The organism is Candidatus Binatus sp. (genome assembly GCF_036567905.1).
Lineage (GTDB): Bacteria > Desulfobacterota > Binatia > Binatales > Binataceae > Binatus.
In genome coordinates this window covers 1-11,621 of record NZ_DATCTO010000083.1, presented here as the reverse complement: position 1 = coordinate 11,621, position 11,621 = coordinate 1, and the positions used below count along the sequence as shown (strand labels likewise).

Genomic DNA, 11,621 nt, shown 5'->3' with positions numbered 1-11,621 from the left:
AGCATTAAGAAAGGAAAACACGGCGCGCCCGCGGCAGGGCCCGCGCGCGACAACGGAGCGCGGCCTTAGTACTGGGTGCAGGGCTCAGCCCTGCAAATCCTGATACAGGCGCAGGCCCGCCGCGACCAAAAACGCGGTGGTCGCAAAGTTGACGCTGATCTCGGCAAGATCGACAAGAAAAATCGTCGTCCCGAGAAAGCCCGTCACCACCCCGACCGGCCCGAACAGCAGGCTGACCACCACGAACGCTCCCGCGGCCCACGAGTTGTATCCCGACCAGATCGCGAGAAACACCACGATCCGCGTCGCGACTTTGAAGAAGCGCTTGCGTATGAGGTCTCGGCTGGACAGCAGCGCATGCCAGCTATGCTTTCCGTCGAAGATCAGCGCGAACTGCGCGAAGTACAACCACGCGTACACCAGCGCGCCGAGCATGATCATCAACACCAGCACGATATACGCCCACACGCCGATCGAACCGTACACGTAAGCTGACGACTGCTGGAACAGGAATAATCCCGCCGCCGGCGCCGCCAGTTGCAGAATCGTCACCCAGATGAACCCCGGGGCAAGCGGAATCGATTGCCGGTAAACCTCGATCGCTTCGCCGATAATCGCGGGCTTGCGCAGTCCCGCCTGGATCCTCTTGAGCGAACACAACGTGACCAGCGTCACCAGCAGCGTGAGCAGCCCAAGGATCAGATGTAGCGCCTTGGTGACCCACGGCGAGAACGGCTGCGGCTCTTGCAGCGGCGGCGGCTTGTCCGGCGCATCGACGCCCTGCGCCTGAACGTAGTTGATATTTTGCGCGCCCGGCTCAAACTTCTGAGCGAGGTGAAATTGCAGATTCAACGCGTCCGGCAGCAGACACAACGCCGCCGCCAGCGCTAGCGGCGCCAGCACTACCGCCAGCACCGCCCAATTCCCACGCAGATCTTTCACCGCGTTGGCGAGATATATGAAGCTGCTTTTGAGGCGGACTGAATTCACGGCGCGTTAGAATTTGGCATCCTCGGACAATGGAGACAAGTCCGCCCGCGTCGCCCCATGATCGCTTCCGGCTTCGATGATATAGTGATGATTCCGACAGTCTCATACGGAGAACCCACTCATGGCCGAGCACGACTACGACCGCGCAGCGAAAATCGAGCATGAGAATAAAATGATCCGCCGCCTGCGCTTCCTGGTCGAGCTGACCTTCGCGACCATCGCTCAGGACAACGACCTGACGCTCGAACAGGGATGGGAACACGTGCTTGCGCTCAAGGGCGCCGCGGTTGCGATGTTTCCGGGCAAGGAAGAAACCTTCGACCTCATCTATATGCCGCGCTTCTCGCGTCTGCTCGCAGAGCGATTCGGCGCGAATTGACCACCACGCCCACATCGGTGAATCTGCCTGACGGCAAGCTGTCCGGCTGCATCGCCAGGCCCGACGGCTCGCTCGTCCGCGGGCGCATCACGTTCACCGATCGGATCACTGCGATCGATCCCGCATCCGGCGGCGGCGACGAAGATTACATCCTGCCCGGCTTCGTCGATCTTCAACTCAACGGCTCGCACGGTATCGACGTGATGAACGCGTCGGCCGACGCACTCGCCGCTCTAAGCCGCCACCTCGCGCGCGAAGGCGCCACGGCCTGGATGCCGACCGCGGTCACCGCGCCGATTGAAAAGATCGCACAGGTTCACGAGTCGATCGCCGGTGCGATTGAAAATTCGCGCCTCGACAAGTCCGCCGATGCGGCCGCGATTCTCGGGATGCATCTCGAAGGGCCGTTCATTTCGCCGCTCCGGCTCGGCGCGCATCCCGCGCTCAACCTCGAACCGCGCGCCGACGCTTTCGATCGAGTGCTCGCGATGCGCGCGCTGCGCTTGCTCACGCTCGCGCCCGAGTTGCCCGGCGCGCTCGACGCGATTCGGCGCCTTACCGCCCGCGCCGTGGTCGTCTCCATCGGCCATACCAACGCGACTCTCGAGCAGGCCAACGCCGCCATTGCCGCCGGCGCCCGGATGTTCACGCATCTGTTCAACGCGATGCGGCCGTTGAACCATCGCGATCCCGGCGTTGTCGCCGCCGCGCTCGCGCCGTCACCCGCGTTCGCCGCGATCATCCCCGACGGTGTCCACGTGCATCCCGCGATCCTGCGTCTGGCTTGCCGCGCCCGCGGGATAGCCGGGATGATCCTTGTCACCGACAAAGTCGCGCTGGCGAAAGCCTCTGCCGCCGAAAAAAATCCCGGGCCTGCGCGCGGATCGATAACGATTCGCGACGGCGCCGCACGCCTCGATGACGGCCGGCTGGCCGGCAGCATCATCTCGATGCTCGACGGGGTTCGCGTGATGGTCGAGAAAGCCGGCGTCGGCATCGGCGATGCGGCCGTGATGGCTGCGACCAATCCCGCGGGTCTCGTCGGCGCGGGCGATCGCGGCCGCATTCAGGTCGGTGCGCGCGCCGATTTAATCGTGCTCAGCCGGGCGCTAGAGTTGAAGGCCGTGTTCATCGCCGGCCGCGAGCTAGCCTAGCCGCCGATCAACGAAAAACCGAAAAATTTAGAAAGCACCATCAATCGGAGACAATCGATGCCGCTGAACAAAGCTTGCGTGGGCCGCGAATATCCGCCGCTGACGACCAACGTCACCCTCGACGCGATCCAGAACTATGCGCGCGCCTACAACGACCACAACCCCGCGTTCTTCGATGCCAGCCGCCCCGGCGCCGTCGTCGCGCCGCCAATGTTCGGCGTCACCGTCATTTGGGATGCCGTCATGAAAACCGTGATGGATCCCGACCTGCAGGCCGACCTGCTCCGCCTCGTTCACGGCGAGCAGGACATGGAATTTCCAAATCCAATTCGCCCCGGCGACGTAATAACCACAGCCGCAAAAATTATTTCGATCGAAACCAAGGCCACCGGCGAGACCATGACCGTCGAGTTGAACGCCGCCAACCAGAAAGGGCAACCGGTCAATAAAACACTCTTCATCGCTTTTATTCGAGGCGCTCGAAACCGCGAAGCCGCGTCCCCGGAACCGCGCGCCGTCGAGCCGGATCGAGGTGAGCCGATATTCTCAGTCGCGCAAACCATCGACAAGGATCAGACCTACCGCTACGCCGAGGCCTCCGGCGATCGCAACCCGATCCATGTCGATGAAAACATCGCGAAGATGGCGGGCCTGCCGGGCATCATCGTGCATGGCCTTTGCACCATGGCGTTTGCGTCGAAGGTCGCGATCGACAATCTCTGCGCCGGCGACCCGGCTCGCCTCAAGCGCTTGCGCGCGCGCTTCTCTCGTCCCGTGCTGCCCGGCCAGACTATCACCACCAAAATTTGGGCCGACGGCGAGCGCGACGGCCGCAAAATTTTCGCCTACGAGACTTTCAATCCCGACGGCCAGGCCGTCATCAAGGGCGGCATCGCCGAAGTCGCACCCTGACTTCCCTCCCGTGAAAATCACCATCGGCCTCTCGCTCTCTCTCACCGGCGAATACTCCCCGATGGGCAGGCAGGCCGAAATCGCGATACGTCTGTTCATCGCCGACGCCAACGCCAGTAGCGCGCTCCGGGTCGCTGGCGAGCGATGCGAGTTTGCGCTCGAATGCCACGACGACGCGAGCGAGCCCGTGCGATGCGCCGAAATATATCGCGCTCTCTGCGCGGATCGCCGCGCCGACATAATCTTCGGCCCGTACTCCAATCGCCTCACCCGCGCCGTCGCGGGCATCGTCGAACAATCCGGCCGCGTCTTCGTGAATCACGGCGGCGCCGGCGACGAACTCTACGACCGCGGCTACAGGATGATCGTCGGAGTACTCAGTCCCGCCAGTGACTATTTGCGCGGCTTCGTCCGCTTGCTGACCCAGCTCAAGCTCTGGCGCAAGCGCGTCGCGATCGTCGCGGCGACCTCGCCCTTCGCTCGCGCCGTTGCATCGGGCTTCGAGCGCGCCGCCGATGAACGCGCCGCTCGTCGTCGCGGAGTCCGCGTGCGTGTGAAATGGAACGGCGCGTTCGATCCCGCCTCGACCCCCGCGCGGCTTTTCCCCGCACTCATACGCAACCGCGTCAACGCGCTCGCCAGCGCCGGCAGCTATGAACACGACGTCGCCGTGATGCGCTCGGTCGCAGCTTCCCGTCTCAACATCCCGGTGCTTGGATGCGTCGCCGCCGGTGTGCGCCGCTTCGCCTCGGACTTGGGTGAACTTGCAGAAGGAATCGTCGGCCCTTCGCAATGGGAGGATTCCATCGAGATCGCGCCCGCGCTTGGCCCGACGCCCGCCGAATTTGCGCGCCGAATGGCCGGCGCCGGCGATTCTCCCGATTATCCCGCCGCGCAGATCTACGCCGCCGGTCTCCTGACCGCCGCCGCGCTCGCTGCCGCCGGCCGCCGCGACGACGCGCTCCTTCGCGATGCGTTCTCCAACTTGCAAACCACCACAATGTTCGGCGACTTCTCGATCGACCGCGTCAGTGGCCGCCAGCTCGGTCACCAGATGCTGCTTGTGCAATGGCACCGCGGGCGCAAGGTGATTATCGCGCCCGAGTCGCACGACGACTCCGGCTCGCTCGATTTTCCCTCGGGCTTGCGCCTGCTGCTTGCGGGAGTCGAGATGCTTCGCTTAAGTCGTCGTGACGATTCGCGGGAATCGCTCGGCGACGCCGAATCGGACCTGGATAAAGATGAACGCAATCACGATTAAACTCGAGCGCCGGATAGTTCTCGCGATCGGCTTGATGTCCGGGACTTCGCACGACGGCGTGAGCGCCGCCGTCGTCGAGCTCGACGAGCGTTCCCGTCCGCCCGCGCGCTTGATCGCGTTTCACACTTTCCCGTATCGTGCGCGCTTTCGCCAGGAATTGCTCGCCGCTTCCGCCGATGAAAAAATCGGCGCGGCTGCGATTTCCACGCTCAACTTCGCGCTCGGCCGCGAGTTCGGACGTGCCGCCATCGAGATCGCCCGGCGCGCGCGCGTCGCGCTTTCCGACGTTGCGTTCATCGGATCGCACGGCCATACCTTCTTTCATCTGCCGCCACGCCGCGCGGCCCGCGGACAGCTCGCCTCCACCATGCAACTCGGTGAGTCCGCCGTCATCGCCGCCGCCACCGGAGTTCCCGTCGCCTCCGACTTCCGCACGATGGACATCGCGCTTGGCGGCGAGGGCGCTCCGCTGGCCCCGCTCGCCCATCTCTGGCTGTTCGCCGACCCCGCGTGCGGCCGCGTCGTGCAGAACATCGGCGGCATCGGCAACGCAACTTACATTCCGCCCCGCGCGCGCCTCGGCGACACCGGCCTGATCGCGTTCGACACCGGCCCGGGCAATATGATGCTGGACGCACTCGCATCGCGAATCTCGGGCGGCCGTCTGCGGATGGATCGTGGCGGGCGCATCGCGGCGAGCGGCCACGTCAACGAGCCGCTGCTCGCGAAGCTGATGCGAAATCCTTATTTCCGCCGCCGACCGCCAAAATCAACCGGCCGCGAGGAATTCGGGACTCCCCTCCTCGATTCGATCGTCGCCGCCGCCCGCCGCATGAAGATCGTTGACTACGATCTGATCGCGACCGTCACCGCCCTCACCGCGCGATCGATTGCCGATGCATGCCACCGCTTCATTTTTCCTCGTGGCCCCGTAGAGCAGTTCATCGTTACTGGCGGCGGCGCGCACAACCCGACCTTGATGCGCATGATCGCGGCCGAGCTTCCCAATCTCGAAGTTCTCACTGCCGCGGACGCCGGTATGGACGGCAGCGCGCTCGAGGCCGTCGCATTTGCCATTCTCGCCTACCAGATGCTGCGCCGCCGCCAGGGCAACATCCCCAGTGTCACCGGTGCACGCGCGCCCGCCGTCCTCGGCAAACTCACGCTGCCCCCGCGGCCGGTGAAAAAGTGAAAGAGTGAAAAGTCGAGTCTGACCCGCGCCTCGAAGACTCGGCGCGATTTCACGCGCTGCGCTTGTCCTCGGGTGGCGCGACTCCCGCCTTCGTCGCTGACTCGACCACCGCCGACCGGAAGACACCGTGCGCCATCGTCGATTGCTCGCGATCCGCTCGCGCCGCATAGACTCGCATCCGTGCTTCATGCGCCGATTTGTCCTCCGGCGCCGCCGCCACCGCCCAATCCGCCAGATGACATGCCAGCACGATTTCGCCGGCCGCCAGTCTTTCATTCGCTCGCGCGATCAGCGGCGCCACACCGCCCGACAGCGCCGCGATCTCCCGCGCCCGCTCGCCGTCGCTCGCCGGTTTAAGATTCGACGGCGTGCCGTCGTACCATCCGCCTTCCAGCCGCCAGATGTTGCGCACGATAAACTCGGGCTCGTCGTACACGGCCTGCAGCCACGGCTTCTCCGCAAGATTTGCCGGCGGCTTCACGGTGTGAATCATCTCGTCCAGCGTGGCGCCCGCATTCATCATTGCAATAGCCTGATCGTACAGGCTCTGCAGATAGTTCGCGGTGTCGTTCAGCACCTGCCGCACCCGAATCGCGCCGAACACCGGGTAGCCGTGGCCCGGCACGAGCACTTCCGCCCCCAGCCTCGCCATCACGCGCAGTGCCTCGGCCCATTCGCGCGCGTAGCGCTGCGCCTTCTGCGGATTGCCCGCGTTGGGCGCCGCCCAGATGATCAAATCTCCGGTGCATAGCAGCTTGCACTGCGGGATGAACACCCAGCAATGATCGTCGGTTTCGCCGCGCGCATGATGGCATTCAAACTTGTCGTCGCCCGCAACTACATTCAACTGATTATCGAAGTAAGTATCCGGATATACATACTCAGTCGGCCAAGGCGCGGGCCGGTTGAACTGCCGTGTATTGACTACAGTGTTATAGCCGGCGGTGCGCTTGTAGCGATCGAACCGCGCCGCGACTGCGCGATGTCCCACCACGCGCGGCCGTGCCACCTTGTTCTTCTGCGCATCCGCGACTATCGCCGGCATCCCGCACGCGTGATCGACGTGCCCGTGCGTGTAGATCGCCGTGTTCACCCGCTCCGGCGAGAACTGCCGAATCAGCTTCACCGTCGCGTCCTGGTTGAAGTAGCCTCCCGTATCCACCAGCACCAGCCCCTCGCCCGTCTTGACCGCCGTCACGTTCGCGAACCATCGGTAGAACATCACGCCGTTCGCGATTTCCTCGTACTCGCCGGTGGGCAGGATCGGATGGAACTGGCGGGTCGTAATCGCGCCGGTAAAAATCTTTCCCGATTGATCTCTTATCACGCCCATAGCTGAATCTTCCTCTTACAAGGAAACCTTCAATCGATCCGATGCAACTCCCCGATATGCCGAATCTTCTCGTGATCGACCCACGTGTAGCGCCGATGCTGATCGACCAGCCGCGCCTCGATTCCCGCCGCGCGCGCGCCCTCCACGTCGATCGAATAGATGTCGCCCGCAAATCTCGCTTCGTCGGCAGCGACGCCCAGGCGCGCGAGCGCGATTTGAAAAATCCGCGGGTCGGGCTTTGCCACCCCGACAACTTGTGAGTCGATTATCACGTCGAAGTACGGCGCCAGCCCGAATCGTTTCGCGTCCGCTTCGACCTGTCCCTCCGCATTCGACACAATCCCGAGCCTGTATCCCGCCGATTTGAACGCCTCCAGCGCTTCGAACGTCCCGGGCCGCACCACGCGCCAGAGAGTGGCCTCGCGATGTATCGCGCCAAACTTCGCCGCGCATTCGCTAAATTCCTCTTCCGGAATTCCCGCCGCCTTCATCCAGCCGCGAAAAAAATGCGCATACGCCCCGCCGTCGGCTTGCTTGCCCGGCGCGCTCATCAGATGTCGATCGATCGCCGCACGCCCCGCGTATTCGGCATGCTCGAGCGCCAGTGCATCGAGCTTGCGCCCTTCGCGCGAGAATTCGCGCGCCAGCAATTCGAAATCCAGGAATGCGAGCGTGCCGCCAAAGTCGAACAGCAGCGCCTTGAGTTTTTCCTTTACCTTCGATTTCACTGCGTTTCAGCTTAGCAGGGGCCAGCCCCTGCACCCATGTCAGCAAAACCAAACATATCGCCTTGGTCCGGCCGCTCTGGTTGCGCCGCTATCGGTCAAAAAGATATGATTTTTCTGGAGTTTTCTCCCCGCCGCGCCAGTGCTCCGCAGGAGACGTGATGTTTACCGGTATCATCGAAGACCTCGGCACCGTCGAAAGCCTCAAGCTGACCGGCCAGGGCGCAGTAATTTCTGTCCATACCTCGCTCCCCATTTCCGAAATCAACATCGGCGATTCGATCGCCGTCAACGGCGCGTGCCTGACCGTGATTTCCAAAGGCCCCGGCCGCTTCGCGATGGACATCTCGGCCGAGACCCTGCGATGCACCGGGCTTGGCGATCTGAAACCCGCCCGCCGGGTGAATCTCGAGCGATGCCTCACGCTCGGCAAGCTGCTCGGCGGCCACCTGGTCTCCGGCCACGTTGACGGCATCGGCCGGGTCGTGTCGATCAAGCCCGAGGGCGACTCAAAGCTCTTCGCCTTCGAGGTCGCGCCCGCGCAAGCGCGCTACCTGGTCGAGAAGGGCTCGGTCGCCATCGACGGGATCAGCCTGACCATCTTTTCGGTCGAGCACTGCAACTTTTCCGTCGAAATAATTCCCCACACGCTGCGATCGACGACGCTCGATTTCAAGCAGCCCGGTGACACCGTCAACCTCGAGAACGACATGCTGGTCAAGTATGTCGAGAAGATTCTCGCGATACGCGCCACGCCGGCGCTCGCGTCGTGAAGGGTGAAAAGTGAAAAGTGAAGAAGTGAAAAACGCATGAGCCTGATGCAGATACCGCGCAAGATCGAGTACGCGCTGCGAGCCATGATCTACCTCGCCGATCATCCGTCGGGCGTCGCGCGCGGCACCGAAATCGCCGGTCACGAGCACATCCCGAAATACTATCTGGAAAAAGTGATTCGCGATCTGATGCGCCGCGGGCTGGTCCGCGCGCGCCGCGGTCCCGGCGGCGGCTACCAGCTTGCCCGCGATGCCGACACCGTCACGTTTCGCGATATTATCGAAGCCGTCGAGGGTCCCATCAAGCTCAACCTGTGCACCGACGGCAGCAGCTCATGCGCTCTGCAGCCGTCCTGCCGCATGTATCGCGTTTGGGAAAAGGGCCAGCGCGTGCTGCTCGAAGTTTTCTCCAATACCTCGCTCGCCGAAATAGCCGCGACGCATCCGTCGCCGGGCGTGCGTTCCCCCATCGACGTCGCGTCCAGAGCGATATCGCCGGCCAAGTCTCAGCCCGCGTAGTCGAATTGAAGAACCCCCCGACGCTGGCCCCGCGAACCCTCTGCCCGTGAACGATTTCGGAGCTATCGGCCTCGGCGACTTCGTCGGCAAACCGCGCCGCGGCGCCCCGGTCTTCACCGAGAAGACCTTCTATCTCGAGGAATTCTACGGCAAGAGCCTGCTCTTCGCGCTGATCCCTCCCGCCGGACAGCGGATTTCCGACTTCGATTCCCTCGTGCTGACGCTGCGCGAATTGCGGCGCAATCAAACCCGATGCGTCGTCATCGTTTCGCCCAGCGCACTTCCCAAGCTGATGCGCCGGCTCGGCCGCCTCGCCCCCAAGGAACCGCCCCCGGTCTTCAATCCATCCGACGGACTTCGCTCGCGCCCGTATCCACCGGATTCCGCCGTCGCCGAAATCTGGGCGCGATTGCGCGCCGGATCGATCGTCGTCGCCTCGATGAGCCGTGACGACGCCGACGATCTCACCGTCTTCGCGCGTGAGCTTGCCAGCCGGCTTCGCGTCTTCAAGCTCCTGATGCTCGATCGGCGCGGCGGCTTGATCGACAAGGACGGCCAACGGCTCTCGTTCGTCGAGGAACATCGCATCCGCCTCACTATGCGCAACCTCCGCTCACGCGCTCGCAGAGCCATCGTCCGCGCCGCCCACGACGCCCTCGAAGACGGCGTCGGTTCCGTCAACCTGGTCGCGCCGGGCGACGTTTACGAGGAACTCTTCAGTTTCATCGGCGCCGGAACGCTGTTCACCGAGATGCAGTACGGCTTCGTTCGCCCCGTTTCAATCGACGACTTCGAGGAAGTTGAAGCACTCATCGTCCGTGGCCAGACCGAAGGCTCCTTGCTGCCCCGCACCCCCGGCCAGATCGCGCAAATCCTGCCCTCATGCTTCGGCTACCGAATCGGCGACGAACACCTCGCTGGAATCTGCTCGCTGCTGACCGAGCCGTACCGCCGCGACCGCGCGGGCGAAATCACCGCGATGTACACCTTGACCCGCTTCCAGGGCGAGGGCGTCGCCGCCGTGCTGGTCCGCGAGATCCTCAAGGAAGCCCGGGCACGCCGCCTCAAATACGTTTTCGCATGCACCAATGAGGATCGTGTCGCCGGCTTCTTCTCCCGCCTCGGATTCAAGCGCGTGAATGCTGGCGACGTCTCCGCCGCCAAGTGGCGCGGCTACGATTCCTCGCGGATCAAGAGCCTTAGTATATTCCGCGCGGATCTCGACTGAGTATTCGATGGCGTGATTAGCTATTATACATTGACTAGCTATTATATCTCTGCGTCGAGTCCCATGGCCTTCGCATGAACCTGAAATCTGCCGCCGCGATCGCTGCGATCGCTCTCCTCACCGCCGTCCTGACGCTTCATCGGCTCGGCGCCGGCGACGTATGCACCGGCAACGAGGCGGTCGAAGGCGTGTTCGTCCAGCAGATGGTTGAGCACGGCCATCTCCTGTTCCCGGTCGAGAACGGCGTCGCCCCAATGTACAAGCCTCCGCTGTTCCATTGGACCGCGGTCGCAATCGATCGCCTCGCCGCAGTCCGCAAAGTTACCGCCGCCAACCTCCTGCTGCCGCCCGGAATTCGCGATCAGGTGGATGTGCTGCGCCACGTCGGTCGAGACCGCGTCGTCCAGCTTTTTGTTGTACAGCAAGTTGCCCGACGAGCCCCGGTCGCGGCACGCCGGAATCAAGTCCACCCCCAGCCCCTTGCACTGCACCTGCATCGAAACCTCGCGCGTCCGCGGCCGCAGGTTGCGGTCGCTCAGAAACTCGAACAGGCTCCAGAAAACTTTCTTCATGTCCATGTTCGGCACCGGGCTCAGCGCGATCAGCACATCCACGTGCGAAGACAGCGTGATGGCGGTATTTTTCGCGTAAGCCCCCGACAGCGTGATCCCCAGCAGATATTCCTTCCCCCACTGCTTGAGCAGGGGAATAATCTCGTCGGCCGCCCGGTGCGCCGGCGACCCGGTATCGGCATCGACGTGATATTTCTCGACAATGGACGCAGCGTATTGCTCGACCGTAGGCATAGTCGAGGCCGTGCCTCTAACCTTCTATCGGCAAATCGGCGCGAGAGTTGAGTCGGGCAAAAATCGGTTCGTGGCCGCGATGCCTGGTGCTGGCCGCTCGCCGGCGTCGCCCGCGAGTATTCTATGGACTTGCTGTCCGCGGACAATGTCATGAAGATTGTGCCGGTGATCAGGTCGAGCGATTTGCAACGATCATTACATTTCTACACCGAAGTTCTCGACTTCGAGCGCAAGTGGCCTGGACAGGAAGACCGGATGATGGCCAACGGAGTCATTGACCTCGTTCGTGATGGGGCTGAGCTACAGCTTTCGCGTCATTCCGGAGACGGCGTCTTCGGCTCCGTCAACC

General features: G+C 63.3%; 13 protein-coding genes. 9 read left to right on the top strand and 4 right to left on the bottom strand.

Going from position 1 to position 11,621, the window contains the following annotated elements; translation table 11 throughout:
• Positions 1-84: 84 nt before the first annotated feature.
• Positions 85-990, bottom strand: a complete 906-nt coding sequence (locus VIO10_RS12800; protein ID WP_331964728.1) for a hypothetical protein — start codon at positions 988-990, stop codon at positions 85-87.
• A gap of 121 nt (positions 991-1,111) precedes the next feature.
• On the opposite strand from VIO10_RS12800, the gene VIO10_RS12795 reads away from it, so the two are divergent.
• Genes VIO10_RS12795 through VIO10_RS12775 form a run of 5 tightly spaced genes read left to right on the top strand, consistent with a single transcriptional unit; the run spans position 1,112 to position 5,888 of the window.
• Complete coding sequence (locus tag VIO10_RS12795) at positions 1,112-1,369, top strand: hypothetical protein (RefSeq protein WP_331964725.1); 258 nt, start codon at positions 1,112-1,114, stop codon at positions 1,367-1,369.
• Positions 1,366-2,523: an N-acetylglucosamine-6-phosphate deacetylase gene (nagA, locus tag VIO10_RS12790; RefSeq protein ID WP_331964723.1), complete on the top strand. Its 1,158-nt coding sequence runs from the start codon at positions 1,366-1,368 to the stop codon at positions 2,521-2,523. The genes VIO10_RS12795 and nagA overlap by 4 nt, the downstream gene beginning before the upstream one ends.
• Before the next feature lie 57 nt (positions 2,524-2,580).
• The gene (locus tag VIO10_RS12785; protein WP_331964721.1) at positions 2,581-3,435 is read left to right on the top strand and encodes a MaoC/PaaZ C-terminal domain-containing protein; all 855 of its coding nucleotides are present in this window, start codon (positions 2,581-2,583) and stop codon (positions 3,433-3,435) included.
• Between the two features lie 10 nt (positions 3,436-3,445).
• Positions 3,446-4,696, top strand: a complete 1,251-nt coding sequence (locus tag VIO10_RS12780) for an ABC transporter substrate-binding protein (RefSeq protein ID WP_331964719.1) — start codon at positions 3,446-3,448, stop codon at positions 4,694-4,696.
• Positions 4,677-5,888 (top strand): anhydro-N-acetylmuramic acid kinase, encoded by a 1,212-nt coding sequence (locus tag VIO10_RS12775; RefSeq protein WP_331964717.1) that lies wholly within the window; start codon positions 4,677-4,679, stop codon positions 5,886-5,888. Before VIO10_RS12780 ends, VIO10_RS12775 begins: the two co-directional genes overlap by 20 nt.
• Before the next feature lie 49 nt (positions 5,889-5,937).
• On the opposite strand, the gene VIO10_RS12770 is transcribed toward VIO10_RS12775, so the two are convergent.
• Together VIO10_RS12770 and VIO10_RS12765 are read right to left on the bottom strand one after the other, a co-directional pair.
• Positions 5,938-7,221, bottom strand: coding sequence for an alkyl sulfatase dimerization domain-containing protein (locus VIO10_RS12770; RefSeq protein ID WP_331964715.1), 1,284 nt, complete (start codon positions 7,219-7,221; stop codon positions 5,938-5,940).
• A gap of 29 nt (positions 7,222-7,250) precedes the next feature.
• Positions 7,251-7,949: an HAD family hydrolase gene (locus VIO10_RS12765; RefSeq protein WP_331964713.1), complete on the bottom strand. Its 699-nt coding sequence runs from the start codon at positions 7,947-7,949 to the stop codon at positions 7,251-7,253.
• A gap of 158 nt (positions 7,950-8,107) precedes the next feature.
• On the opposite strand from VIO10_RS12765, the gene VIO10_RS12760 reads away from it, so the two are divergent.
• The 3 genes from VIO10_RS12760 to VIO10_RS12750 are packed head-to-tail and all read left to right on the top strand — an operon-like array spanning position 8,108 to position 10,466.
• Positions 8,108-8,719, top strand: a complete 612-nt coding sequence (locus VIO10_RS12760) for a riboflavin synthase (protein ID WP_331964711.1) — start codon at positions 8,108-8,110, stop codon at positions 8,717-8,719.
• A 36-nt stretch (positions 8,720-8,755) separates the two neighbouring features.
• Positions 8,756-9,238 carry an Rrf2 family transcriptional regulator gene (locus VIO10_RS12755; RefSeq protein WP_331964709.1) on the top strand — a complete coding sequence of 161 codons (483 nt, stop codon included), beginning with the start codon at positions 8,756-8,758 and terminating at the stop codon, positions 9,236-9,238.
• A gap of 46 nt (positions 9,239-9,284) precedes the next feature.
• Positions 9,285-10,466 (top strand): GNAT family N-acetyltransferase, encoded by a 1,182-nt coding sequence (locus VIO10_RS12750; protein WP_331964707.1) that lies wholly within the window; start codon positions 9,285-9,287, stop codon positions 10,464-10,466.
• A 41-nt stretch (positions 10,467-10,507) separates the two neighbouring features.
• On the opposite strand, the gene VIO10_RS12745 is transcribed toward VIO10_RS12750, so the two are convergent.
• On the bottom strand, positions 10,508-11,272 hold the full coding sequence (locus tag VIO10_RS12745; protein ID WP_331964705.1) for a hypothetical protein: 765 nt from the start codon (positions 11,270-11,272) through the stop codon (positions 10,508-10,510).
• Between the two features lie 123 nt (positions 11,273-11,395).
• Here VIO10_RS12745 and VIO10_RS12740 point away from each other — a divergent pair.
• The coding region (locus VIO10_RS12740) for a glyoxalase superfamily protein (protein ID WP_331964703.1) at positions 11,396-11,621 on the top strand (226 nt) is incomplete at its 3' end.

Excerpts from the sequence above, each read along its gene's own strand:
- VIO10_RS12795 (WP_331964725.1), top strand. The coding sequence starts at position 1,112 with ATGGCCGAGCACGACTACGACCGCGCAGCGAAAATCGAGCATGAGAAT.
- VIO10_RS12785 (WP_331964721.1), top strand. The coding sequence starts at position 2,581 with ATGCCGCTGAACAAAGCTTGCGTGGGCCGCGAATATCCGCCGCTGACG.
- VIO10_RS12775 (WP_331964717.1), top strand. The coding sequence starts at position 4,677 with ATGAACGCAATCACGATTAAACTCGAGCGCCGGATAGTTCTCGCGATC.
- VIO10_RS12770 (WP_331964715.1), bottom strand. The coding sequence starts at position 7,221 with ATGGGCGTGATAAGAGATCAATCGGGAAAGATTTTTACCGGCGCGATT.
- VIO10_RS12760 (WP_331964711.1), top strand. The coding sequence starts at position 8,108 with ATGTTTACCGGTATCATCGAAGACCTCGGCACCGTCGAAAGCCTCAAG.
- VIO10_RS12755 (WP_331964709.1), top strand. The coding sequence starts at position 8,756 with ATGAGCCTGATGCAGATACCGCGCAAGATCGAGTACGCGCTGCGAGCC.
- VIO10_RS12745 (WP_331964705.1), bottom strand. The coding sequence starts at position 11,272 with ATGCCTACGGTCGAGCAATACGCTGCGTCCATTGTCGAGAAATATCAC.